The organism is Streptomyces sp. SID13726, assembly GCF_010548375.1.
Classification (GTDB): Bacteria; Actinomycetota; Actinomycetes; order Streptomycetales; family Streptomycetaceae; genus Streptomyces.
In genome coordinates this window covers 74,343-98,513 of the sequence record NZ_JAAGLY010000010.1, presented here as the reverse complement: position 1 = coordinate 98,513, position 24,171 = coordinate 74,343, and the positions used below count along the sequence as shown (strand labels likewise).

The window sequence follows — 24,171 nt, the reverse complement described above, 5'->3', positions numbered from 1 at the left end:
TCCGGCTACGCCAGCCGGATCACGTTCCAGGACAGCGGCTCCAGTACGGCGGTGAGGGTGCCGTCCGCCAGCGCGGTGCCCTCGGCCGGGTGCGGGGCGACCCGCTCGGGCTCGGCGAGGGTGTTGCGGGCGTCGGGGTCGGCGTCCGCGAGGACACTGTGCTCGACGACGTTCGTCAAGTCGAGGCCGTTCAGGGCGACTTCGAGCGGCAGCGCGTCGGTGCGGCTGCGGTTGACGGCGAACACGGTCACCGAACCGTCCTCGGCGCGTACCGCGGTGGCGTGCAGGAGGTCGGTCTCGCCGTACTTCTTCGTGTCGTGCCTCGGCGAGTCGACCCGGACGTCGAGGACCTCGCCGCGGCCGTACCGCGAGGCCTGGGCGAACGGGAAGAACGTCGTCTGGCGCCAGGCCGGGCCGCCGGGCTCGGTCATGATCGGGGCGATCACGTTGACCAGCTGGGCGAGACAGGCGACGGTGACGCGGTCGGCGTGCCGCAGCAGCGCGATGAGCAGCGAGCCGAAGACGACCGCGTCCATGACGCTGTAGTTGTCCTCCAGGAGACGGGGGGCCTCGGCCCAGTCCCGCGCGCCGGAGTTCTCGATCTCGTGCCACTCCGAGATGTACCAGACGTTCCACTCGTCGAAGGAGAGGTTGATCTTCTTCTTCGACTTCAGCTTCGCGCCGATGTGGTCGGCGGTGGCGACCACGTTCTCGATGAAGGACTCCATGTCGACGGCGGAGGCCAGGAAGGAGTCGAGGTCACCGTCCTCGGGCTGGTAGTAGGCGTGCAGGGAGATGTGGTCGACGAGGTCGTACGTCTCCTCCAGGACCGTCGCCTCCCAGGCGGCGAAGGTCGGCATGGACTGGCTGGAGGAGCCGCAGGCGACGAGTTCGACGCCCGGGTCGATCTGGCGCATGGCGCGGGCGGTCTCGGCGGCGACGCGGCCGTACTCCTGAGCGGTCTTGTGGCCGGTCTGCCAGGGGCCGTCCATCTCGTTGCCCAGGCACCACAGCTTGATGCCGAAGGGGTCCTTGTCGCCGTGCGCGACCCGGAGGTCGGACAGCGCGGTGCCCTCCGGGTGGTTGGCGTACTCCTGGAGTTCGAGGGCCTCGGCGACGCCCCGGGTGCCGAGGTTGACGGCCATCATGGGCTCGGCCTGGGGGCCGACCTTGCGGAGGAAGTCGATGTACTCGGAGAGGCCGAAGCGGTTGGTCTCGGTGGAGCGCCAGGCGAGGTCGAGGCGGCGGGGGCGGTCCTCGACGGGGCCGACGGAGTCCTCCCACTTGTAGCCGGAGACGAAGTTGCCGCCGGGGTAGCGCAGGGCGGTGACGCCGAGTTCGCGGACCAGGTCCAGGACGTCCTGGCGCAGGCCCTTGTCGTCGGCGGTGGGGTGGCCGGGCTCGAAGATGCCGGTGTAGACGCAGCGGCCGAGGTGCTCGACGAAGGAGCCGAAGAGCCGGGGGTTGACCTCACCGATCCTGAACGCGGGGTCGAGGGTGAAGCGGGCGGTGGACTTGCTCATGGGGACCTTTCAGGAACGGGATTGCTTGACAACCGGCCAGTCACGCACCCAGCCGAGCCGGTTCAGGCCCAGCTTGGGTGTGCCGTTGTCCTCTGCGTCGTAGTAGTGGTACGCCAGCCAGTCCTGGCCACGGGTCCGGAAGACCGACTCGCCTCCCGTGCCGACGTAGCGGCCGTGTCCGGCCAGGAGCAGGTCGCCGCCGCCCTCCAGCAGGGGCTTGCCCGTGCTGTCGGTGTACGGGCCGGTGATCGCCGTTGATCTGCCCACCCTGATCTTGTACGTGGAGTTCACTCCCGCACAACAGGCGTCGTACGACGCGAAGAGGTAGTAGTAGCGGCCGTGCCGCACGAGGGAGGGGCCTTCGACGGCGTACGGGGCGTCCGGGCGGGTGGCCAGGTGGTGGACGGTCGCGCCCCCGAGGGCCTTGCCGGTCCCGGGGTCGAGTTCGACCATCCGGATGCCGGTCCAGTACGACCCGAAGGACATCCACAGCCTGCCGCCGGCCCGGGTGATCGCCGGGTCGATGGCGTTCCAGGTGTCGGTGGTCTCGGACGCGAAGACCTTGCCGTGGTCGGTCCACGTGCCCGGCAGCCCGCTCGGGGAGGTGGCCACGCCGATCGCCGAGTGGTTGGTGCCCCAGGAGGAGACGGCGTAGTAGAGCCAGTACCGGCCCGCGCGGTAGGAGAGGTCGGGCGCCCAGGGATCACCGGTGCCGTTGTACTCGAACCACCACTCCGGCGGCTCGGCGAAGGCGTTCCCCGCGTCGGCCCAGTTCCGCAGATCCTTCGAGAGCCGCGCCCCGATCACACCGCCGGTGGAGTAGGCCACGTACTGCCCGGACTTCAGCCGGAGCACGGTCGGGTCGTGGATGATCTGCTGGCCGGTGATGGGGAGGGGGTCGGGGTAACTCCCCTGGGCCAGAGCCGGGTGGGGGAGGACGGCCAGGAGGAGCCCCGCCGCCATGGCCGTCATCGCTCTGCGCGCGCTCACTGCCCCGCCAACCCGGTGTGGGCCACGCCCGCCACGATCTGGCGCTGGAAGAAGACGAACACGATGATCAGCGGGAGGCCTGCCATGAGGCCGCCGGCCATGAGTTGGGCCCACTGGATGCCGTAGGAGTTCATGACGGTCGCGATGCCGTTCGGCATGGTCATGAGGTCGGGGTTGTTGGTCACCATGTAGGGCCACAGGAAGTTGTTCCAGGAGGCGATGAAGGTGAAGATGCCGACCGCCGCCAGGGAGGGGCGGGAGAGCGGGAGGACGATGGTGAAGAAGACGCGCCAGCGGCCGGCGCCGTCGATGAAGGCGGCCTCCTCCAGCTCGCGCGGGATGCCCTGGAAGAACTTGTAGAGGATGTAGACCATCGCGGCGGGGGCGCACTGGGGCAGGATCATGCCCCAGTAGGTGTCGACCATCCCCATCTGCTGGACGGTGGTGAACAGGGGGACGCCGAGGACCGCGGGGGAGACCATCAGGCCCGACATGACGACACCCATGAGCGCCTTCTTGCCGCGGAACTCGGTGCGGGCGAAGCCGTATCCGGCGAGGGCGCTGACCGTGAGGACGACGGTGGTGACGCAGACCGACACCACCAGGGAGTTGACGAACCAGTTGGTGATGTTGCCGGTCTCCCACAGCGCCTTCCACGCCTGCGCCGTCCAGATCTCCGGCAGCCAGTGCGGCGGGATCTCGGCCGCCTCCGCCTCGGACTTCAGCGAGGTGAGCAGGGCCGCCACGATCGGCGCCACGAAGACGGCGGAGACGGCGGCTCCGAGGACCGTGAGGACGATCTGGCTCGGCGTCCAGGGCCTGCGGGGCTCCTTGCGGGGCTGTACGGCGGTGGTCATCGGGCGCTCTCCTCACGGTTGCGCAGCAGCCACATGCGGGCCAGCGCGACGACTGCGATGATCACGAAGAAGATGATGGACATCGCGGAGGCGTAGCCCACCCGGTAGCTGGTGAAGCCCTGTTCGAGGGTGTACTGCACGAAGGAGCGGGTGGAGAGCTCGGGCCCGGGGCTGAAGTCCATCATCACGACGGCCTGGTCGAAGAGCTGGAGCGAGGCCAGGATCTGGAGCGCGATCACCAGCCCGGTGATGTTGCGCAGCATCGGCAGCGTGATGTGGACCATGCGGTGCCAGGCGTTGGCGCCGTCCAGCTTGGCGGCCTCGTAGAGGTGGCCGGGGATGCCCTGGAGGGCGGCGAGGTAGAGCAGGAAGCTGAAGCCGACGGTCCACCACAGGGTCTCGATGACGATGGCGAGCATGGCGTACGACTTGTCGGTCAGCCAGGGCGTGTCGAGCCCGAAGGTCTGGTTGATCAGTCCGATGCCCTGGGTGAACAGCCACTGGAACAGGTTGGCCGCGACCGTCGAGGGCAGCAGGAACGGCACGAAGAAGCACAGCCGCCACAGCCACTTCCCGCGCTCGATGTGATGGGCCAGCATCGCGAGGAGGAAGGCGAGGAGCGTGATGCAGGGGACGACCAGGAGCGTGAAGTAGGCGCTGTGGCCGAGCGCGTCCCACATCGCGGTGTCGTTCAGGGCGTCGCGGTAGTTGTCGAAGCCGATGAAGTGCGCGCTGTCGCCGGAGATGTTGGCGTCGGTGAAGCTGAGGTAGACGCCCCGCAGCAGCGGCCAGATCACGAACAGCACGAAGAGCGCCAGGAACGGCGCGACGAACCAGCCCCCGTGCTGGAAGCCCTGCTTGCGGCGCACGGTCGCGACGGCGGTCGCGGTCCTGGCGCGGGCCGGTGCGGCGACGGCTCCGGTCGTCATGTGAGCGCTGGTCGTCATACGACCGCACCTCCCTGCGCGGCGGTCCTGCCGTCCATCGGGTTCTTCGAGGCGAGGAGCTTGGTGAGATGGCTCTTCATCGTCCGCGCCACCTTGTCCGGCTTGGCGGAGCCCATCGTCGAGGAGACGACGACCGGGCCGAGATCCTGGGCGAGGACGCCGGTGGAGCCCGCGAACCACACCTTCGGCTCGGTGGCCTGGTGGTCCATGGCGCTGACGTACTCGTTCTGCGGGGTGAGCTTCTTGTACGCCGCCGTCGACAGCGTCGGTGTGTACGCGGGGATGTGTCCGCCGGCCGCCCACTGGAGGGCGTGCGTGACGACGTACGCGGCGAGTTCGTGGGCGCCCTCGTCGGTGGCGCCGCCGCGGTCCGCCTGGTGGGGCAGGACGAAGGCGTGGGACTCGGCGTGGGTGGCCTGTCTGCCGAAGACGGGCGGCAGCGGGGTCGCGCCGTAGTCGAGTTTCGCTCCGGAGAAGACCGGAACCGACCAGTTGCCCTCCCAGGTGAAGGGGGCGCCGTTGATGAACTGTTCGCCGGTGGGCGCGCCGGGGATGACGTAGCCGTCGGTGACGTGCTTGCGGAGGAACTCCAGGACCTGGGTGGCCTTGTCGGTGTCGAAGAGGACCTCGGTGTCGGCGTCGTTGAACCACTTCCCGCCGAGCTGGGTGTAGAAGGCGACGAAGAACCACCACTGGAAGTTCTGGTCGTTGGTCCACAGGCCGATGGTCTGGAGGCCCTTCTTCTGGACGGCCTTGGCCTTCTTGAGGACGTCGAACCACTCGTCGGTGGAGGTGACCGGGATCATCCGGCCGTCGTCGCCGAGCAGGCCCGCCTTGCCCAGCACGTCCTTGCGGTAGAAGCAGAGCTGGACGTGGATGTCGAGCGGGAGGGCGTACAGCTTGCCGTCGATGACACCGCGCTTCCACAGGGCGGGGTTGTAGTCCTGCTCGCGCACGCCGTACTTGGCGAGCAGGTCGACGTCCCAGGGGTCCAGGAGGCGGCCCGGCGAGAATCCGGTGACCCGGCCCATGTGCATGACGCCGAGGTCGGGGGCGCGGTTGCCGGCCGCGGCCATGGCGAGCTTGGTGTAGAAGGGGTTGCCCCACTGGAGGGTGGAGTCCTTCACGTCGATGTCCGGGTTGGCCTTCCGGAAGGCGTCCAGCATCGCGATCATGTTGGCGCCGTCGCCGCCGCTGAAGAGGTTCCAGTAGCGCACCCGGGTGTCCGCGCCGGAGGCGAGCGCGTCGGCGCCGGTACCGAGGGCCGCGAAGCCGAAGCTCGCGGCGACGGTGAGGCCGCCGGCCGCGGTGAGAAGTTTCCTGCGACTCAGGTCAGGTCGTCCCATTGCCTGCCCTTACTGTTCGAGATCTCGAATTGCGCTCGTAACTTCGAACGGGACCGTAGGCAGGAAGCGCTTTCTAGTCAATGGGGTACGCAGCAAAATCGAGCGCTCTGTCCACCGGTCGAACAGCCGGCGGGGACCGGTCACCCGATCGCGTGACGGGGACAGTTCAGGGCGCGTACCCTCGAACAGCCCGCCCTACGGCGACGGGCGAGTTCAGGGGGTGGGATGGACATCGCGGGCGCGCGCAGGAGTGCGGCCCGGATCGCCTCGGCGCTGCGGCGCACCCGTGCGACCTCGGCCATGCGCGATCTGGTCTCCCACCTCACCACCGCGGTCCGGGCCAGACCCCGTCCCCCGGCCGACGTGCCCGAGCTGTGCCGGGCCCTGTGCCAGGAGATGAGCGCCCGCCGCGGCGGCCGCCCCGTCGACCTGCGCTTCGAGCGCTTCCCCGACGAGATCGCCGTCACCGGGCTGTGGGTGGAGTTCCAGGACTTCGACCTCGTCATCGTGGAGGAGCGGGCCGAGGCGATGCAGCAGCTGGTCATCCTGGGCCATGAGCTGTGGCATCTGCACGCCGGACACGCCCACCACCACGCGGCCGCGGCGAACGCGCTGGCCGGCCGGCCCGGCTGGGACTCCGTCGCCCTGACGGTGGCCGCCCGCAACGGCTCCCGGGAGGCGGACGAGGCCGAGGCCGACGACTTCGGGCACCGGCTCGCGGCGGCGTTCCGGCCGTACGTGCCGGACCGGGGTCACGGCGCCGGGCCCGGCCCCGGCGCCCGGCCCGGCGCGGTCCAGAGAACCCTCGGCTACCGCGGAGGCGGAGCGCGGTGACCCACCCCCACCTGGCCGAGGGGACGGTCGGGTCCCTCACCGGTCTGTACATCCCCTACTGGCTCCCTGGCCTGGTCCTCGGGGCGGCCCTGGCGATCAAGCTGCCCAGCATCGTCAAGCTGTGGCGGGACCCGCTGCTGCGTGCCGTGGGCGGTCTGCTGCTGTTCGCCTGCGCGGTGTTCCTGTTCGCGGCCCCGGGCACCATCGCCTGGACGAACCGGGTCACCGGCGTCCCCAACATCGCCGCGCCCTGGGTGTACTCCCTGCTCACCGCGCTCTGCGCGTCCTGGCTGCTGCTGGTCGTGCACTGGCGCGACGGCCGCAGCGAACACTACGCCAGGACCCGGCGGGCGACCCGGTGGGTGGTCTGCGTGTACACCGGGGTGGTCGTCGCGATGTGGGTGCTGTTCGCGCTCGCCGACGTGCCCGTGGAGCGGATCCGGGACCTGGACACCTACTACGCCGGCACCCCGTTCATGCGTGAGCTGATCCTGCTCTACCTGCTCGCGCACACCGTGGCCAGCCTGATCACGTCCGGGCTGGTGTGGAACTGGATCCGCACCGACGGCCTCGACGGCTGGCTGCGCTGGGGGCTGCGCTTCCTCGGCGTCGGCTTCGCCACCAACCTGCTCTTCAGCGCCGCCAAGCTCACGGCGGTGGTGGCCCGCTGGACCGGGCACGACCTGGACTGGCTGAACACCAACATCGCGCCGGCCGCGGCCTGTGTCGCCGCCACCCTGGTCGCGATCGGCTTCATCGTGCCGCACGCCGGCCAGTACCTCCACGAGCGCTGGCTGGTCCGCCGCCGCCACCGCGACCTCAGGGCCCTGTCCCGGCTGCTGCGGACCGTCGCGGGCAGCCGTGAGCCGCTGGCCCTGCGCGCCACCGCCGAGATGCGGCTGATCCGCCGCGAGACGTACATCCGGGACGCGCTGCTCCAGCTGTCCCGGTTCATCGACGAGGACCTGCGGGTCCGCGCCCACGACACCGCGCTCGCCCTCGGTTTCGAGCGCGGCCGGGCCCAGGCGCTCGCCGCCGCCGTGACGATCCTGGACGCCGTCGAGGCCGGGCGGCACGCGCCGGGCACCGGGGGCGAGGGCGACCCCGACACCACGTACCTGCTCCAGGAGATCGCGGCCGTGTCCGAGGTCCTGCGCAGCCCCGACGAGATCAAGGCGGTACGCGCCCGCGCGGCCGTCCCGGCAGAGAGCATGTCCACGCATGACTGAAAGCCCCTCCCCCGCGAGACCCGTCGTCGTCCTCGGGGGATCCCACACCGGCATGCTCGCCGCGGCGGCTCTGACGGGACTCGCCGGCCGGGTGGTCGTGGTGGAGCGCGACGCACTGCCCGAGGGTCCCGCACCGCGCAAGGGGCTGCCCCAGGCCCGGCACGCCCACATGCTCTGGTCGGGCGGCGTACGGGCGATGGAGGAGCTGCTGCCGGGCATCACCGGCACGCTCCTGGCGGCCGGGGCGCGCAGGGCGCCGGTCACCACCGACATGGTCGTCTACTCGGCCCACGGCTGGTTCCGGCGCTGGCCGGAGTCCCACCACGTGATCCTGGCCGGCCGGGACCTGCTGGACGCCACGGTCCGGGCCCGGGTCCTCGCGGACGAACGGGTCGAGGTGCTCGGCGGCACGGAGGTACTAGGGCTGGTGGGCACCGCGGACACGGTCACCGGGGTCCGGGTGCGGGAGGCCGACGGCCGCGAGAGGACCATCGAGGCGGGGACGGTCGTGGACGCGACCGGGCGGGCCTCCGCAGCACCCCGCTGGCTGGCGGAGCTCGGGCTGCCGGCGCCGGAGCAGCGCGAGGTCGACTCCGGACTGGCGTACGCGAGCCGCCTGTACCTCGCGCCCGAGCAGGCCCGCGACGGCTTCCCCGTCGTCAGCGTCCAGCCCGACGCCCGGGAGCCCGGCCCCGGCCGGTCCGGCTTTTTGCTGCCGATCGAGGACGGCCGCTGGATCGTCACCCTGAACGGCACCCGCGGCGGCGAGCCCTCCGCCGCCAACGCCTCGGGCGACGACTTCGTCCGCTTCGCCCGTAAGGAACTCAGACATCCCCTCATCGGCGACCTGATCGCCCGCGCCGAACCGCTGTCCGACGTCGCCTTCACCCGTACGACCGTCAACCGGCGGTACTTCTACGAGCGGACGCGGGCCTGGCCCGAGAACTTCACGGTCCTCGGCGACGCGCTGGCCGCCTACAACCCGGTCTACGGCCACGGGCTCGCCGTGGGTGCCCAGAGCGCGCTGATCCTGCGGGACCTGACCCGGCGGCACGGGCTCGGTGCGCCCGGGCTGGCCCGGCGGGTCCAGAAGGCGGTGGCCCGGCCGGTCGCGGCGGCGTGGGACCTGGCGACCGGGCAGGACGTGTTCTACACGGAGTCGGAGCAGGAGGGACCGACCTCGCGGGACCGGCTCGTGGCCGCGTATGTGTCCCGGCTGATGTACACGGCCACGGGGAACGGGCGGATCGCCCGCCGCGTCACCGACGTGACGTCGCTGGAGCGGCGGGCGGAGGTGCTGTTGTCGCCGACGGTGGGGTTGGCGGCTGTGATGGGGCCGTTGAAACCGACTTTGTCCGAACCTCCTTTGACTGCCGAGGAGTTGAAGAAGGCGGGGCTTCAGTAGCACGTCGCCTGCGGGCCGGTGGGGGCTGGTCGCGCTCACGCGGCGGTAGCCGCAGATTCAGCACCGCCCCGCGCCCCTGGGGGTGGGTGCAGTCAGCCTGTGAATGCCGGCTGCTGTGGTCCCTTCCCTGCGCCCGGTACCACCAGCAGGGAGCCTGCCAGTGGATGCGGTGCGGTCAGGCCTACCCGGGCCGTGGTGATGTACAGGTCGGTGAGGTCCGGGCCGCCGAACGCACACGCGGTGACGCGCGGGGTCGGCAGGGTGATCACCCGGTCCAGCTCGCCGTCGGGGGTGTACCGCCGTACGGCTCCCCCGTCCCACAGCGCGACCCAGACACAGCCGTCGGCGTCGACCGTGAGCCCGTCGGGGAACCCGGCGCCGTCCTCGATCTCCACGAGGGTGCGGCGGTTCTCGATGTGGCCGTCGTGGTGGTCGAAGACATCGACCCGGCGGGTGGGCGAGTCGACGTAGTACATGAGCCGGCCGTCCGGGCTCCAGCCGGTGCCGTTGCTGACGGCCACGTCGTCGAGGACGGTGGTGTGGGTGCCGTCGGGGGTGAGCCGGGACAGGGTGCCGCCGCCCGGCGCCTCGTCGTAGCGCATGGTGCCGGCCCACAGCGAGCCGTCGGGGGCGACGGCGGCGTCGTTGGCGCGGCGGCCGGGGACCGGCTCGTGGTGCAGCCAGTGGAAGGCGCCGTCCGGGTCCAGTACGGCCACGCCGTCCCGCAGGTTGAGGACGAGCCCGCCGCCCGTGCGCGGCTTGACGGCACCGATGTGCTGGTCGAGGGTACGGACCGTGCGGTGGCCCGAGACGGGGTCGTAGGTGTGCAGGCGGGCGCCGAGGATGTCGATCCACAGGAGCCGGTGGCCCGCGCCGTCCCAGGTGGGCCCTTCGCCGAGGGTGGCCTCGGCCCGTACGGCGACCTCGTAGCCGCTGAACCTGGTCATGCCACGCTCCGGTGGCCGAGGCGCTCGGAGAGTTCGGCGGCGCCCTTGGCGGCCAGCTGCTCCAGCTCGACGCGGCGCTCGTCGCTCCAGCGGATCATCGGCACGGAGATGGAGAGCGCGGCGACGACCTGCCCGGTGCGGTCGCGGACCGGGGCGGCCACGCAGGAGACGTCCGGGTTGGACTCCCGGTTCTCGACGGCGACACCGCGCCGGCGGATCTCGTCCAGGGCCTCGCGCAGGGCGCCGGGGTCGGTGATGCTGTTGGGGGTCATGGCGACGAGCCGGCCGTCCTCCGGGATGCGGGAGGCGAGCTGCGGCTCGGGGAGGGAGGCGAGGAGCATCTTGCCGACGGAGGTGCAGTGGGCCGGGAGCCGGCGCCCCGCCGCCGAGACCATCCGCACCGCGTGCGTCGAGTCGACCTTCGCGATGTAGATGACGTCGGTGCCTTCCAGGATCGCCACGTGCACGGTCTCGTCACAGGTCTCCGCGACGGACCGGGCCACCTGCTGTCCCTCGGCGGCGAGGTCCAGCTGCTCGGCGTACCGGCTCCCGAGCTGGTAGGGCCGGACCCCGAGCCGGTAGCGTCCCGGCTGGCCGGGCACCTGCACGATGTACGACCGCGCGGCGAGCGTGGTCACCAGCTCGTGCACGGTGGTGCGCGGCAGCTGGAGCCTGCGCACTATGTCGGGGGCGGAGAGCGTCCCGTCCCCGTCGAGGAAGAGCTCGAGAATGTCGAGAGCCCGGGTCACGGCAGGTACGAGGCGTCCCACAACCGGCCCCCTCCCTTTGCGTCTAAGGCGTCTGCGTTCGAAATTTCAACAGACGATCGGCATGACGAACACAGGCTAGCGACAGGCCGTTTCCTCGGGCAATGGGCATGCGGGGCACGAACTCCGTATCCGTTCCGTTTCCGCAGGAAGGGTACGGGTGTGCGCCGCCGGTACTACTGTGGTCGTGTGCGACACGTCACACTGCGTGCGTGTCCTGGGGGATGCGGTTCCTGGGGGGATCTCGTGCACGAAATGACCAAGGGGTCGAACTCTGCCCTGTCGGCCCTGAGCGAGAACGTCGGCTCCGTGATCGTGAGCCTGGGCTGGAGCAGTACGGCCGGTGACGGGGACGCGGACGTGTCCGTCTTATTGCTGGGCCCGGACGGCAAGGTGCGCAGCGACGCGGACTTCTACTTCTACAACAACCCGGTGGCCGCCGACGGCAGCGTGCATCTGCTGGACAAGACGCCCACGGAGGACGGCGACGAGGACCGGATCAGCTTCGACCTGACCGCCGTCCCGCCCGAGGTCGACCGCGCCGTCGTCGCCGCGAGCCGCTACGGCGGGGCGCACTTCGGGGAACTGGACGACCTCCGGGTGACCCTCTCCGACGCGGTCGGCGAGAACCTGCTGCGCTTTCCCATCAGCGACCCCGGCACCGTCAGCGCGATCATCTTCGGCGAGCTGTACCGGCGCGGGGAGGACTGGAAGTTCCGGGCCGTGGGCCAGGGGTACGACTCGGGCCTCGCGGGGCTGGCGACGGACTTCGGCGTGGACATCGACGACGACGAGGAAGCCGTCGCCGAGAGCGTGGACGGCTCGGTGGCCGACGAGGAAGCCGTGGCCGAGGCCGTGGACAGCGCGGTGGCCGCCCTCGTGCCGGAGCGGGCCGGGGACGCCGGTCCGGCCGGCGCACCGCTCGACCCGGCCCCCGAGCCGGCCCCGCCCGCCGCACTGAACGCCGCGCTGAACGCCGTGCCGGGGCCCCGCCGGTCCGCCGACGAGGGCGGCCCGCGCAAGCCCGCCGCCCGGCCCCGCACCGCCAAGAAGCGGGCCGCCCCGCCCGCCGCGCCGCCGAAGTCCCTGGCGGAGAACGACTCCTGGAAGCCCGCAAGGCTCTTCCCGGTCTCCGCGCTCAAGAGCGACCGGGACCGGGAGATGCGCGCCACCTCGGTGCTGTTGTCGGTGATGACCCAGGTGCCGCGGTTCGGCAGACGGCTCACCGCCGCGTTCGGGGCGCCGTCCGGCCGGATGGAGACGTTCACCGAGGTCTCGCTGCCGCACGGCGACACACCCCGGCGTCCCGACGGAGTGATCCGCATCGAGCGGGCCGGCAAGCTGTGGACGGCGCTCGTCGAGACCAAGACCAACGGCAACGCCCTCAAGGCCGACCAGGTGCAGGCCTATATGGACATCGCCGCCCGGCGCGGCTACGAAGCCGTGATCACGCTGTCCAACGACGTGGCGCTGGAGGGCAGCCCCCTGGTCGACGTGAAGATCGACCGGCGGCGCAAGCACCAGGTGGCGCTCTGGCACCTGTCGTGGGCGGAGGTGGCCCACCAGGCACAGCTGCTGATCCAGCACGAAGGGGTCGGCAACGCGGCGCGCACCTGGCTGCTCCAGGAACTGCTGCACTATCTGCGGCACGAGAACTCCGGGTGCCACGGCTTCCAGAACATGGGCTCGGCCTGGGTGCCGGTACGCAACGGCATCAACGACGAGACCCTGTGCCAGGGCGACCCGCGCGCCCTCGAAGTGGTGGAGAGCTGGGAGCGCCTCGTCCGCCAGGTGTGCCTCAGGCTCGGCGGCGAACTCGGGCAGAAGGTGCTGCCCGCCCAGCGCGCCCGGCGCGGCAGCGACCCCGGGACCCGCCGGGTGCGGCTCGCCGACCGGCTGTGCGCGGAAGGCAGGCTCCAGGCGGAACTCCGCGTCGAGCAGGCGCCCGGTCTGCTCACCATCGGCGCCGATCTGCGCACCGGGAAGCTGCGCACCTCCATCGAGATCCCCGCGCCCGAGCAGGGCTATCCGCTGACCTGGGCCAAGCGCCTGGTCCGCAAGCTCGCCGAGGCACCGGCGGACCTGCACGTGGAGACCCTGGTGGAAGGCGGCACCGGCGGTCCCCGGGGCACCCTGGAGCGGCTGCGCCCCGAACCGGCGGACATGCTGCCGAAGGGCGGCGCCACCCGGATCACCGGTTTCCGGCTGTCCCTCTTCAAGAACATGGGCAGCAGCCGCGGCAACGCCGAGACCAGCTTCATCCGCAGCGTCGACGACGCGGTGCACCGCTTCTACACCGGCGTGGTCGTCCGGCTCTGAACCCGGCTCACCGCTCCCCCAGCTCGCCCCGCAACCGCCGTGCCCGCAGCACCAGCTCCAGCTCGAACCGGCGGTCCGGGTCGTCGATGCCGGTGCCCCAGAGTTCCCGGATCTGGCGGAGGCGGTAGCGGACGGTCTGGGGGTGGACGCCGAGGCGGGTGGCCACCTCGGGGGCTCCGCCTCTCGTCTCCAGCCAGGCCAGGAGGGTCTCGGCGAGGCGGCGGGCGTGGGTGGGGCCGCAGTGGGAGAGGGGGGCCAGGCAGCGCAGGGCCAGGTCGTCGATCAGCTCCTCGGGCTGGAGCAGGACCAGCGCCTCGGTGTGTTCCGTGCAGTACAGGACCTCGCCGGCGGGGAGCAGGTCGCGTTCCATCAGGCGTACGGCCGCCTCCGCCCAGCGCAGCGACTTCGCCGCGTCGGGCAGCGGGACCGGGGGTCCGATCGCGCCCGCCCAGCCGGCCAGGGCCCGGTGCAGCAGTTCGGGGCGGCCGGCCGCGTCCGGTTCCGGTACGACCATGCGGGGCTGTTCGTAGTCCATGTCGAGGAGGACGCCCTGGCCGACCGCCGGGGCCATCGCCTCGCGGGCCGGGCGCAGCAGGACGCCCACCGCGACCTTCCCGGGCAGCGGCCAGCCGATCCGGGCCGCGCGTTCGGTGAGGGCGTCGGCCGGGTCGCCGTGGTGGCGTTCGGCGAGCAGCAGCTCCATCAGCCTGCGCTGGAGCCGCAGCCGCTCGCCCGCCTCGCGCGCCGCCGCCTCGGCGTAGCCGCGGACCGACTGGTCGACCAGGCCGTCGAGATACTCGTACCCCGCGTCCACCAGCTCGTACATCGCCGGCGGCGGGATCTCCACCCGCTGGCCGATCTCGGCGAAACGGCGCCAGGCCAGCCGTACGCCCATCCGGTAGATCGCCTGGAGGGAGTCCAGGCTGCGGCCGTTGAGGCCCTCGCCCCGGCCGAACTCCTGGAAGACGCCCGGCGGGACGGTCGGCCGGCCCTCCGCGGTCTCCAGGTGCTGGACGAAGACCTCGATCGCCCGGCGGATGCCGACCAGTGCCATCGGCTCGCCCGACTCGTCGAGGACGACCGGCAGTTGGGGGTACTCGCGGCGGATCTCCTGAAGGATCTCCTCCGCGAGGGCCGGTGCCTCGGCCATGGCGATCGCCGCGAACCGGCGGACCTGGACCCGGGGGACGTCGCGCCAGGCCGAGCGGGTCCTGGAGTTCACGGTTGCCGGACGGGCGGCCACCGGTCAACTCCCCTGGTCCGCTTGCTCGTACGTGATCAACGGGGTGTTGGGCTGCTCGGGCGTCGCCTCCAGGAGCGCGACGATGCCGAGCGCGGCACCGACGGCGAGCAGAGCGGCGGCGACCATGGTCAGTGCGGCGGCGAGCAGTCTGGACATCGCAGGGGCAGCCTCTCTCGAGCGACTCGATCCGGCGTACGTCCCCACCCGGGCCCGGCCCGGTACCCACCTGCCTGTCGGCCCAGTGTCGACAGGACATTGACAATCCGTCAAGACATTGACACCCCGTGCCCAGACGCCTACGGTCTCCGGCCCATAGAGCGGCCCGAACTCCGTCACCTCACGACACAGGAGTGTCCGGATGCGCCGTACAGCCTCTCCAATCTCCCTGATTCTGCTGGGACTCGGCACGTTTCTGCTGGTGCTGGCGCCGCTGCTCGCGTGGTACGTCACGCCACGGGCCGCCGTGAACCCGATCGACATCGACCAGACCGCCGTGTACCGCGGCACGGGCAGCGTCTTCGACACCGAGGAGCTGGAGACGGTTCCGGGGCAGCGGATCACCGTCACCCAGCGGGTGCGCGGTGACGTCGAGGACAGCGAGCGCAGCGGCCGGGCGGCGGTGTGGGACGTCACCACCACCGTCGACACCGACAAGACGCTGCCGGCCGCCGACCCGCACGACGCCCTGGAGTTCGTCCCGCACCGCTGGGTCATGGACCGGAAGACCACCAGGCCGGTGCACTGCTGCGGCGAGAAGCCGTACATCGAGGGCGAGGCCTATCTGAAGTTCCCCTTCGACGTGCAGCGACGCTCCTACCAGTGGTGGGACAACTCCTTGGGTTCGACGGTGACTCTGCACTACCGGGGTACGAAGAAGGTTCAGGGGTACACGGGTTACCGGTTCGCCGGCACGGTCCCCCCGGCGAGGACCGGGACCCGGCTGGTGCCGGGCACGATCGTCGACGAGCCCGGCCGGCCGCAGGTGCTGGCCGAGGAGTGGTACTCCAACCACGGCATCGAGCTGGTCGTGGACCAGCGCACCGGCCGGGTGATCTACGCGCAGGTCGGCCCGAAGCGCACCCTGCGGGCCCCGGGCGCGAAGAAGGACGCGGTCGTCCTCCTGGACAGCCGGAGGATCGCGTTCACCACCGCGACCCAGAAGGAGGCGGTACGGCTGGCGAAGCGGGACAGCGGACAACTGCGTGCCGTGAGCGAGACGTTGCCGATCGGGACCGCTGTGGCCGGATTCGTACTGGCGGTCATAGGGGGCGTTTTGGTGGTGCGGGGGCGCAGGCGTCCCGAGTCGACCGATATGGGCGACAAACCCCAGCCCGTTCTCACGATGTGACTGGACGTCAGCTCTAATAACGCCGGAAATTGTCACGTGCGTGAGTAGCCACGGCGAACGGGTCGGCGAAAACTGTGCCACCCCACCCGAGCACAACCCGCCCACAACCCCCTCCCAGGAAACGCTCAGTCCCCCCACAACCAGCCGAAAAGACACCGCTGAGTTCCGCACCCTGAGACGAGTTGGAGCACCCATGCCCCAGCACGTGCACCACCCGCTGCACGCCGGGCTTCCCCAGCCGGCCCAGCGACACCCCGCACAGCACGGTTCACCGCACCATCTTCCGGCGCTCCCCCCACCTCCGCGCCGTATCGTCTTTCTCGCCCATCGTGACCTGGGCAACCCGGCCGCCGGCGGCTCCGAGCTGCTCGTCGACCGGCTCGCCGAGGGCCTGACCGGACTCGGTCACCAGGTGACCCTGCTGTGCGGCGGCCCCGCGGCCTACCGGGACTACCGGGTCGTGTCGGCGGGCGGCGAGTTCGGCCACTACCTGCGGGCCCGTACGGCCTTCACCCGCCAGGTCGGCGAGACCGACCTGCTGGTCGAGGTGTGCAACGGCATGCCGTACCTCGCGAACCTCTGGCACCGCGGGCCCACCCTGTGCCTGGTCAACCATGTGCACACCGATCTGTGGAAGATGCGGTTCGGCGGGGCGCTGGCCCCGGCCGCGCGGATCGGCCGAAGACTCGAACACTGGGCACTGGCGGGCGCCGCCCGGCATCGGAACCTGCTGGTGGCCGTCTCTCCGTCCACGGCTCACGCGCTGCGGGCGATCGGTGTCGAGCGGGACCGCATCCGGGTCGTGCACAACGGGGTCGAGGAGCCGGGGCCACTGGCGCGGCGCTCACCGGAACCGTTGTTCGTGGCCGTGGGCCGGCTCGTCGAGTACAAGCGGATCGATCTGCTGCTGAGGCTCTGGGAGCGGGTGCGGCCGGTGACCGGAGGTCGGCTGGTGATCGTCGGGGACGGGCCCGAGAGGGCTCGCCTGGAGCAACTCGCCGGTCCTGGCGTGGAGTTCGCCGGGCATGTGTCCGAGGCGGAGAAGCACCGGCTGCTCTGCGAGGCGTGGTTGCTGCTGCATCCGTCCGCGGTGGAGGGGTGGGGGCTGGTGGTGACCGAAGCCGCGACCCGTCAGACGCCGACCATCGCGTTCGACGTGCCTGGGCTGCGGGATTCCGTCATGGACGGGGAGACGGGGGTGTTGGCGCGGGGGGAGTCTTCTTTCGCCGCGTCCTGGTGCACCTTGGCTCTGTCCTCGCACCGGCGGGAGTTGATGGGCAAGGCTGCTCGGGATCGGGCGGCTCGGTATCGCTGGCATCGGACTGTCAGACAGTTTCGGGCGGTTGCCTCCGAGGCGGTGAGGGGCTGGGGGTCGTGAGGCGGCCTCGGGTGCGTCGTGGCTTGTCGCGCTCGCGCGGCGGTAGCCGCATATCCAGCGCTGCCCCGCGCCCCCAAGAAATCAAGGACCCCTCGTTTCGACGTTCCCTTGCGCTCTTCCGGGCCTTTCTCCGTGAACAGGATGATCCGGAGTCCTGCTATGCACTCCTCGCTCGCGATGCCGTCAATCAAGTCGAGGCCTACGACGGTCCCCTCGCCGGGCGTACCGTCGTGGACGTCGGTGGTGGCAGCGGGTACTTCACCGAGGAGTTCCGGCGGCGAGGGGCGGACGCGTACCTCTTCGAGCCCGATCCCGCCGAACTCGGAGACAAACCGCCCGACTCCACCGTGATCGCCGACGGTTATCTGCTGCCCCTCCAGGACGGGTCCGCCGACGTCACGTTCTCCTCCAACGTCCTTGAGCACGTGGCCGATCCGCAGACCTTTCTCAGTGAGCTGATCCGCGTGACCCGGCCCGGTGGGCTGATCTACGTGTCGTTCACCAACTGGCTGTCCCCGTGGGGCGGTCACGAGTGGGCGCCCTGGCACTACCTGGGGGCCGAGCGGGCGCGGGCCCGGTACCGGCGGCGTACCGGGAAGGCCGCCAAGCACACCCTCGGCGAGAACCTGTTCGCCGTGCACATCGGCCCGACCCTGCGGCAGGTGCGTGCCCGGGACGACGTCACGGTCGTCTCGGCGCGCTCCCGCTACTGGCCCTTCCTCGCGGAGACCGTCGTACGGGCTCCCGGCATCCGTGAGGTGGCCACCTGGAACCTCCTCCTCATTCTCCGGCGGTGTCCACCATGACGACGTCCACGGTCCAGGCTCCTCCTCCGGCGGCCGCCGCCGGCACCGCGATCATGTCGGGGCCGCCGGAGGGCCCCCGGTCGCGGCGCTGGCTGCTCGGGTTCTGGGCCGTGGTGTTCGTGCTGATCCTGGCGGTGCACCCGGGCCGGCAGACCTTCGACACCAAGCTCGGCGTGACCGTCGATCCGGGCAGATTCCTCGCCGATCTCGGGCAGTTGTGGCACGACCAGGGGTCCTTCGGCGGGATCCAGGACCAGTACGTCGGCTATCTGTGGCCGATGCTGCCGTTCTACTGGCTGGGCCACGCCGTGCAGTTGCCGGTGTGGCTGGTGGAGCGGCTGTGGCTGTCGCTGGTCGTGTCGGTGGCGTTCTGGGGTGCGCTCAGGCTGGCCGAACGGCTGCGCGTCGGCAACGGATCGGGAAGGCTGCTCGCCGCCGTCGCGTACGCGCTGTGGCCGACCTTCACGATCGTCGTCGGCTCGACCTCGGCCGCCGCGCTGCCCGGCGCGTTCCTGCCCTGGGTGCTGCTGCCGCTGACGAACGAGCGCTACAGCGCCCGGATCGCCGCCCTGCGCTCGGCGCTGATCATCCCGTTCATGGGCGGGGTCAACGCGGCCTCGACGCTGGCCTGTCTGCTGCCCGTCGGGCTGTATCTGCTCTCCCGGCCGCCCGGACCACGGCAGCGCAAGCTGATCGCCTGGTGGGTGCCGGGGGTGATCCTGGCGACGGCCTGGTGGGTGATCCCGCTGCTGTTGCTCGGGTTCTACGGCGAGAACTTCCTGCCGTACGTCGAGAGCGCACGCACCACGACCGAGACGATGTCGGCGACGGAGGCCCTGCGCGGGGCCGGGAACTGGGTGGCCTATCTCCATCTGGGAGAGGCGTGGCTGCCGGCCGGCTGGACCGTGGCCTCCTCGGTGATCGCGATCCTCTGCTCGGCGTTCGCCGCCGGGTTCGGCCTCGCGGGCCTCGCCCGGCGGGACATGCCGGAGCGGCGCTGGCTGGTGCTGACCGTGCTGACAGCCGTCCTGGTGCTGCTCGCGGGGTACGGCGGCGCGTTCGGCGCGCCCTTCCACGGGCTGGTGCAGGACTGGCTGAACGGCGGTCTCGCCCCCTTCCGCAACATCTACAAGTTCCAGCCGGGCCTCGCGCTCGCGCTGGTCCTTGGCCTCGCCCATCTGGTGGGCGTGGCCGCCGAGCCGCGCGGGGCACGGGAGATCAGAGGACGCCGGTACGCCCCGCTGGTCGCGGCGGTCCTCGTGCTGCCGGGGCTGATGTGGCCGTACCTCAACGGCTCGATCCTCAGCCCCGGTTCCTTCCAGGAGCTGCCCAAGTACTGGCACACCACGGCCGACTGGCTGGAGAAGTACTCCCCCGACTCACGCGCCCTCGTGGTCCCCGCGACCGCGCACGGCATCTACACCTGGGGCTCCCCCATCGACCAGCCGCTCGACGTGCTCGCCGAGTCCCGCTGGGCGCAACGGGACTACGTCCCCTTCGGCACCCCGGGCAACCGGCGGGCCACGGACGCGGTCGAGCAGGCGCTGATGACCGGCGGTGAAATCCCGGGCCTGGCCGACTACTTGAGCCGGGCCGGGGTCTACTACGTCGTCGTCCGCAACGACCTCGACCCGGACCAGATCGGCACGGTGTCGTCCTCGGTCGTCAAGCGGGCCCTGGAGCAGTCCGGTTACGAGCGGGTCACCGGGCTCGGGCCGGTCATGACGGTCGGGAGGATCGCGCACGACACCCCGCTCCAGATCGAGGGCCTGTACCCGAGGCAGCGGGCAGTGGAGATCTTCCGGCCCGCCGACGAGGACGTGCCCCGGCCCGGACAGGCCGGTCTGATGCCGGTCGCCGACACCGCCCAGGTGTCCGGCGGGCCCGAGTCCCTGCTGCCGCTGGCGACCGAACTGCGGGGCCGGGCCACGGTGTTGACCGGCGACAACCATCCCGGGCTCGGCACCCCGCCGCTCCAGATCGTCGGCGACGGACTGCGGCGCGCGGACACCCGGTTCGGGCTCGTCAACGCGAACACCTCGTACACGTACACCGCCGACGAGCGCAACGCCTCCGGGGCCGCCCAGGACGCCGGTGAGAAACCGCACCAGATCCTGCCGGCCAAGGGCCTCGACCACCAGACGGTCGCCGAACTGCGCGGCGCCCGCACGGTGACGGCGTCGTCCTACGGGAGCTGGCTGTTCCATCTCCCGCAGTTCGACCCGGTGAACGCCTTCGACGGGAACCCGGACACCGCGTGGGCCGAAGGCGTGGCGGGCTCGCCGGACGGCCAGTGGCTGCGGATCGGGTTCTCGGATCCCGCGTACGACATGCCCTCGTCGTTCAAGGTGACGCCGTTGCCGCAGGAGAGCGTGCGGTCGGCGGCGACCGAGGTGCGGGTGGAGACGGAGCGCGGGTCGCGGACCAGTTTCCTGCGGGCCGACGGATCGACGCAGAGCGTCAAGTCGCCGCCCGGCGCGACGGGTTGGATGAAGCTGACGATCACCGAGTCGGTGGCCAGGCGGACCGGGCTCGCCGGGGCCGGGTTCTCCGAGATCAGCCTGCCGCACGTCCAGGTGACCCGGCTGCTGCGGCTGCCGACCGACGCGGACGCCTCGGACGCGCCCGCCGGGATCGTCTCCCTGCACCGGGTGCCCGACCCGGCCGGGATCTCCCCGACCGGCACCGAGGCGGGCCTGCACCGCCGCTTCGACACGGCGAGCGCGGGGACGTACTCGGTGCAGGCGAGCGCGGTGCCGGTGACCGGCGAGGAACTGGACAAGCTGCTGTACGAGGTCGCCCCCGACCAGCGCAACCGCATCACGGCGACCGCCGACTCCACCGCGGCCCTCGGCACCGGCCTGTCCGCCCGCAACCTCACCGACGGCGACCTCACCACGGCGTGGATCGCGGGCGACCGCCCGACCATCCATCTGCGCTGGAACGGCAAACAGCCCGTCGGGGAAGTGGTGTTGGCGCCCGCCGGCGGCCTCTCCACCCGCCCCACCGAGGTCGACATCAGCTCGCCCGACGGCGCCACGATCGCCGGGGTCGACGAGAACGGCGCGGTGCGCTTCCCCGCGATCACCACCGACCGCCTCGACATCACGATCACCAGGACGGCCCCGCTGACCCTGCACAACCCGGTCGCCGACGAGGACCTCCAACTCCCGGTGGGCCTCACCGAGGCGTACATCCCGGCCCTCGACCAGTACCGGACCCCGCAGCCCAAGGAGAGCCGCAGGTTCACGCTGCCGTGCGGGAAGGGCCCGACGGTCGCGGTCGACGGCAAGCTGTACCCGACGAACGTCTCCGGCCAGATCCGCGACCTGACCGACCGCCGGGAACTGAAGGTGACACTCTGTCAGGGCGGCTCCCCCGACCCAGAGTTGTCCCTCGCCTCCGGCGAGCACGTCGTCGAGGGCGGCGACGCCGGCCCGCTCGCGCTGACCGACCTCACCCTGACCCGGGGCACGGTCGCCGAACCCACCGCGCTCGACCGCGAGTTGCGCGTCCAGGACTGGCTGGGCGACAAGCGCGCGGTGACCGTGGGCTCGGGAGCGGCCTCCTACCTCACGACCTACGAGAACTACAACGACGGCTGGCGGGCCACCCTCGACGGCAAGTCCCTGTCCCCGGTACGCCTCGACGGCTGGCAGCAGGGCTGGCGCGTCCCCGCCGGAGCGGGCGGCACCGTGAAGCTGTCGTACGGACCGGCGACGACGTACGACGGCGCACTGATCGGCAGCGGAGCGGCACTGGCGGTCCTGGTGGGCCTGGTCCTGTGGCGCAGGCGCTCCCCGAACCCCGACGAGCCACAGCGGGTACCGCCGGAACCGGGACTGTGGCTCGGAGCGGTGGCACTCACGCTGGTGGCCGTAGTGATCGCGGGCTGGTTCGCCTTGCTGGTCCCGGCATTGGCCCTGCTCGCCCACCGCCGCCACACCTGGCTGGTGCCGATCGCCCTCGTGGCACTGGCCGGAGCGGGAATCGCGGCGGCGACGGGAGCGGGCGAACCGGTCGGGATGTCGGAGGGCGCCTTCGGCCACGCGGCCCAACTGCTGGCGCTGATCGGGCTGTTCGCGGCATTGGTGAGCCTGCCGGAGCGGAGGGGCGAACCCTCATGACGGTTCCCGAACGCATCCCGTTCCCGGTCGTGGACGAGGTCTCCCGCCACTGCCTCCAGGAGGAGGAGCCGGAAACGGTCCACATCGAGGTGCATCTGCCGGGACGGCTGGACCAGGCCCGACTCCGGAAGGCGTTCCTGGAGGCCCTGCACCGCCATCCACGGATCCTGATGCGGGAGGCCGGGGGCGGCTGGTACCGCCGCCGCTACGAGTGGGAGCTGACGGCGGAGCCGGACGTGGAGGTGGTGAGCTTCCCCGAGCCGGGCCGCAACGCTCTACGGGCCGCCCGGACCCGAGCCCTGACGGAGGCACCTTCCCTGTCGCTGTCCCCACCGATCCGCCTGGAGGTGGTGGAGGGAGCGGGCAAGGCAGAGGGCAGCGAGGCAACAGACCTGGTCGGCCTGAACCCACCTGCTCTTAAGGGGCGCGGGGAACTGCGCGACAAGCCCCCACCGGCCCGCACCCGACATGCGACCGTCCTGTTCCTGACGATCAACCACACAGCCCTGGACGGCCCAGCCTGCCTACGCATACTCGCCACAGCAGCCGAAATCTACGGCGGCAGGGACAACTCCCCCGCGCCCGCACCCACCCGCACCCCAGAACCACCGCCACTCTCAGAGGACACCCCCTCCAACTGGACCCGCCCAGCCCGCGTAGCGCCCGGCACCCCGGAGAATTCCCCCGGCAACGGCCTCCTCGTCACCGAACTCCCCCTCCCCCACCGCCCCAAGGGCTCCCCCTACACGGTCAACGACCAACTCATGGTCACCACAGCCCTGACCATCGCCCACTGGAACAGGGAACACGGAGAGACCCCCCGCCCCCTCCGCATCACCATGCCCGTGGACGACCGCCCCAGGGACACCACGATGCCGATAGGAAACGGCACCCGCCTGGTGGAAGTCCCCTTCACACCAGCCGAGTTGATCACCAGCGAGGACGACATGCCCCCGCTCCTGCGCCGCACGGCACAACGCACGCGAGCCCTGAAGTCCCTCCCCCGCCCCCAACTCGGCCACGGCGCGAGCCTCCTCACCGCCCCGGTCACCCCGGTCGCCTGGCGCGCGGCCCTCACCCGAGGTCTCCGCAGGGCCGCCGCCCCCTGGACCTCCACCACCCTGCTCAGCAACATCGGCCGCGTCCCGTACCCCCTGGACTTCGGCGAGGAGGCCGGCCGCGCGCACGCCGTGTGGTTCTCGGCGCCCGCCAGGATGCCCCGCGGCCTCACGGTCACGACCGCCTCGACCGCGGGCCGGCTGCACCTGGCGCTGCGCTGGTCACGGGCCCTGCTCAGCCATGGCGACGGCGCCCATCTCAGGGACCTGTTCGAGCACTATCTGCACACCACGGAGGTGGCCCCGTGAACACGACCGCGCCCCCGCGCCGCGGCGGCCTCAGAGACTTCTACGAGAACCCCGAGGTCCCCGTGGCCTCCGGCACGCCCCGCTCCCTGCGCCAGGCCCGCATGCTGGCCGGAGCGCTCGGCGCCCCCGGGAACACCCCGTGCACCGTTCTCGACATCGGCTGCGGCGACGGCAGCGCGGCCGCCACCGCCGCCCCGCTGCTGGCCGGTCACCGGATCGTCGGCGTCGACTGGTCCCAGGACGCCCTCAGACGGGCCCGCACCAGGCTGTCGTACACCGTGCGCGGTGAACTCACCGGCCCCGGGCTGCCGTTCGCGGCCGCCTCCGTCGACGCCGTGCTGTTCAGCGAGGTCGTCGAGCATCTCGTCGACCCGGATGCGGCGCTGGACGAGATCCGCCGCGTCCTGCGTCCCGGAGGTCATCTCATGCTGTCCACGCCGAACCTGGCCGCCTGGTACAACCGCGGGCTGCTGCTGGCCGGGGTCCAGCCGGTGTTCTCGGAGGTGAGTCTGCGGGCGGTCCACGGGCGGCCGGGGCGGGAGGTCGTAGGGCATCTGCGGCTGTACACGGCGCGTGCGCTGCGGGAGTTCGTCGCGGCGGCCGGCTTCGAGGTCGTACGGCTGGAGGGGGCGCCCTTCCACGGCGTGCCGCGTCCGCTGCGCGCGTTGGACCGGATGGCGTGTGCCAGACCGTCGCTCGCGTCGATCCTGCTGCTGCACGCGCGGAAGACCTAGGGGG

At 71.4% G+C, this 24,171-nt stretch carries 19 protein-coding genes; 10 read left to right on the top strand and 9 right to left on the bottom strand.

The window, feature by feature from the left end; genetic code table 11:
- Positions 1–5: 5 nt before the first annotated feature.
- The 5 genes from G3I78_RS25825 to G3I78_RS25805 are packed head-to-tail and all read right to left on the bottom strand — an operon-like array spanning position 6 to position 5,663.
- Positions 6–1,523: an alpha-N-arabinofuranosidase gene (locus tag G3I78_RS25825; protein WP_164428629.1), complete on the bottom strand. Its 1,518-nt coding sequence runs from the start codon at positions 1,521–1,523 to the stop codon at positions 6–8.
- 9 nt (positions 1,524–1,532) lie between these two features.
- Positions 1,533–2,495, bottom strand: coding sequence for an arabinan endo-1,5-alpha-L-arabinosidase (locus G3I78_RS25820; protein ID WP_164428978.1), 963 nt, complete (start codon positions 2,493–2,495; stop codon positions 1,533–1,535).
- A gap of 14 nt (positions 2,496–2,509) precedes the next feature.
- The gene (locus tag G3I78_RS25815) at positions 2,510–3,370 is read right to left on the bottom strand and encodes a carbohydrate ABC transporter permease (protein ID WP_164428627.1); all 861 of its coding nucleotides are present in this window, start codon (positions 3,368–3,370) and stop codon (positions 2,510–2,512) included.
- Positions 3,367–4,317, bottom strand: a complete 951-nt coding sequence (locus tag G3I78_RS25810; protein WP_164428625.1) for a sugar ABC transporter permease — start codon at positions 4,315–4,317, stop codon at positions 3,367–3,369. The genes G3I78_RS25815 and G3I78_RS25810 overlap by 4 nt, the downstream gene beginning before the upstream one ends.
- Positions 4,314–5,663, bottom strand: a complete 1,350-nt coding sequence (locus tag G3I78_RS25805) for an extracellular solute-binding protein (protein ID WP_164428623.1) — start codon at positions 5,661–5,663, stop codon at positions 4,314–4,316. Before G3I78_RS25805 ends, G3I78_RS25810 begins: the two co-directional genes overlap by 4 nt.
- A 225-nt stretch (positions 5,664–5,888) precedes the next feature.
- Between G3I78_RS25805 and G3I78_RS25800 the strand changes: the two genes are divergently transcribed.
- The 3 genes from G3I78_RS25800 to G3I78_RS25790 are packed head-to-tail and all read left to right on the top strand — an operon-like array spanning position 5,889 to position 9,131.
- Entirely contained in the window at positions 5,889–6,497 is a 609-nt protein-coding gene (locus G3I78_RS25800) for a toxin-antitoxin system, toxin component family protein (protein ID WP_164428622.1), read from the top strand.
- Positions 6,494–7,726, top strand: a complete 1,233-nt coding sequence (locus G3I78_RS25795; protein ID WP_164428620.1) for an MAB_1171c family putative transporter — start codon at positions 6,494–6,496, stop codon at positions 7,724–7,726. The genes G3I78_RS25800 and G3I78_RS25795 overlap by 4 nt, the downstream gene beginning before the upstream one ends.
- Entirely contained in the window at positions 7,719–9,131 is a 1,413-nt protein-coding gene (locus G3I78_RS25790) for an FAD-dependent oxidoreductase (RefSeq protein ID WP_164428618.1), read from the top strand. Before G3I78_RS25795 ends, G3I78_RS25790 begins: the two co-directional genes overlap by 8 nt.
- Before the next feature lie 92 nt (positions 9,132–9,223).
- Here G3I78_RS25790 and G3I78_RS25785 read toward each other — a convergent pair whose 3' ends face one another.
- Entirely contained in the window at positions 9,224–10,078 is an 855-nt protein-coding gene (locus tag G3I78_RS25785) for an SMP-30/gluconolactonase/LRE family protein (protein WP_164428616.1), read from the bottom strand.
- Positions 10,075–10,848, bottom strand: coding sequence for an IclR family transcriptional regulator (locus G3I78_RS25780; protein WP_164428614.1), 774 nt, complete (start codon positions 10,846–10,848; stop codon positions 10,075–10,077). The genes G3I78_RS25785 and G3I78_RS25780 overlap by 4 nt, the downstream gene beginning before the upstream one ends.
- A 252-nt stretch (positions 10,849–11,100) precedes the next feature.
- Here G3I78_RS25780 and G3I78_RS25775 point away from each other — a divergent pair, with 252 nt between their 5' ends.
- Entirely contained in the window at positions 11,101–13,164 is a 2,064-nt protein-coding gene (locus tag G3I78_RS25775) for a TerD family protein (protein WP_203615532.1), read from the top strand.
- A gap of 7 nt (positions 13,165–13,171) precedes the next feature.
- Here the strand turns inward: G3I78_RS25775 and G3I78_RS25770 are convergent, their stop codons facing one another.
- A complete protein-coding gene (locus G3I78_RS25770; protein WP_343243847.1) occupies positions 13,172–14,407 on the bottom strand; it encodes a helix-turn-helix domain-containing protein in 1,236 nt (411 codons plus the stop codon).
- A 3-nt stretch (positions 14,408–14,410) separates the two neighbouring features.
- Entirely contained in the window at positions 14,411–14,563 is a 153-nt protein-coding gene (locus G3I78_RS51260) for a hypothetical protein (RefSeq protein WP_203615531.1), read from the bottom strand.
- A 202-nt stretch (positions 14,564–14,765) separates the two neighbouring features.
- On the opposite strand from G3I78_RS51260, the gene G3I78_RS25765 reads away from it, so the two are divergent.
- The 6 genes from G3I78_RS25765 (at position 14,766) to G3I78_RS25740 (ending at position 24,167) form a co-directional block, all read left to right on the top strand.
- Entirely contained in the window at positions 14,766–15,755 is a 990-nt protein-coding gene (locus tag G3I78_RS25765; protein WP_164428610.1) for a DUF3068 domain-containing protein, read from the top strand.
- A gap of 193 nt (positions 15,756–15,948) precedes the next feature.
- Entirely contained in the window at positions 15,949–17,133 is a 1,185-nt protein-coding gene (locus G3I78_RS25760) for a glycosyltransferase family 4 protein (RefSeq protein ID WP_164428608.1), read from the top strand.
- Positions 17,134–17,213: 80 nt separating this feature from the next.
- Positions 17,214–17,939, top strand: a complete 726-nt coding sequence (locus tag G3I78_RS25755) for a class I SAM-dependent methyltransferase (protein ID WP_164428974.1) — start codon at positions 17,214–17,216, stop codon at positions 17,937–17,939.
- Entirely contained in the window at positions 17,936–22,066 is a 4,131-nt protein-coding gene (locus G3I78_RS25750; protein ID WP_164428606.1) for a DUF3367 domain-containing protein, read from the top strand. The genes G3I78_RS25755 and G3I78_RS25750 overlap by 4 nt, the downstream gene beginning before the upstream one ends.
- Positions 22,063–23,433 carry a condensation protein gene (locus G3I78_RS25745; RefSeq protein ID WP_164428604.1) on the top strand — a complete coding sequence of 457 codons (1,371 nt, stop codon included), beginning with the start codon at positions 22,063–22,065 and terminating at the stop codon, positions 23,431–23,433. Before G3I78_RS25750 ends, G3I78_RS25745 begins: the two co-directional genes overlap by 4 nt.
- The gene (locus G3I78_RS25740; protein WP_164428602.1) at positions 23,430–24,167 is read left to right on the top strand and encodes a class I SAM-dependent methyltransferase; all 738 of its coding nucleotides are present in this window, start codon (positions 23,430–23,432) and stop codon (positions 24,165–24,167) included. The genes G3I78_RS25745 and G3I78_RS25740 overlap by 4 nt, the downstream gene beginning before the upstream one ends.
- Positions 24,168–24,171: the final 4 nt, after the last annotated feature.

What these genes read in the sequence shown, in the direction of transcription:
- G3I78_RS25825 (WP_164428629.1), bottom strand. Translation starts at nt 1,523, where the DNA reads ATGAGCAAGTCCACCGCCCGCTTCACCCTCGACCCCGCGTTCAGGATC.
- G3I78_RS25820 (WP_164428978.1), bottom strand. Translation starts at nt 2,495, where the DNA reads ATGACGGCCATGGCGGCGGGGCTCCTCCTGGCCGTCCTCCCCCACCCG.
- G3I78_RS25815 (WP_164428627.1), bottom strand. Translation starts at nt 3,370, where the DNA reads ATGACCACCGCCGTACAGCCCCGCAAGGAGCCCCGCAGGCCCTGGACG.
- G3I78_RS25810 (WP_164428625.1), bottom strand. Translation starts at nt 4,317, where the DNA reads ATGACGACCAGCGCTCACATGACGACCGGAGCCGTCGCCGCACCGGCC.
- G3I78_RS25805 (WP_164428623.1), bottom strand. Translation starts at nt 5,663, where the DNA reads ATGGGACGACCTGACCTGAGTCGCAGGAAACTTCTCACCGCGGCCGGC.
- G3I78_RS25800 (WP_164428622.1), top strand. Translation starts at nt 5,889, where the DNA reads ATGGACATCGCGGGCGCGCGCAGGAGTGCGGCCCGGATCGCCTCGGCG.
- G3I78_RS25790 (WP_164428618.1), top strand. Translation starts at nt 7,719, where the DNA reads ATGACTGAAAGCCCCTCCCCCGCGAGACCCGTCGTCGTCCTCGGGGGA.
- G3I78_RS25785 (WP_164428616.1), bottom strand. Translation starts at nt 10,078, where the DNA reads ATGACCAGGTTCAGCGGCTACGAGGTCGCCGTACGGGCCGAGGCCACC.
- G3I78_RS25775 (WP_203615532.1), top strand. Translation starts at nt 11,101, where the DNA reads ATGACCAAGGGGTCGAACTCTGCCCTGTCGGCCCTGAGCGAGAACGTC.
- G3I78_RS51260 (WP_203615531.1), bottom strand. Translation starts at nt 14,563, where the DNA reads ATGTCCAGACTGCTCGCCGCCGCACTGACCATGGTCGCCGCCGCTCTG.
- G3I78_RS25765 (WP_164428610.1), top strand. Translation starts at nt 14,766, where the DNA reads ATGCGCCGTACAGCCTCTCCAATCTCCCTGATTCTGCTGGGACTCGGC.
- G3I78_RS25760 (WP_164428608.1), top strand. Translation starts at nt 15,949, where the DNA reads ATGCCCCAGCACGTGCACCACCCGCTGCACGCCGGGCTTCCCCAGCCG.
- G3I78_RS25750 (WP_164428606.1), top strand. Translation starts at nt 17,936, where the DNA reads ATGACGACGTCCACGGTCCAGGCTCCTCCTCCGGCGGCCGCCGCCGGC.
- G3I78_RS25745 (WP_164428604.1), top strand. Translation starts at nt 22,063, where the DNA reads ATGACGGTTCCCGAACGCATCCCGTTCCCGGTCGTGGACGAGGTCTCC.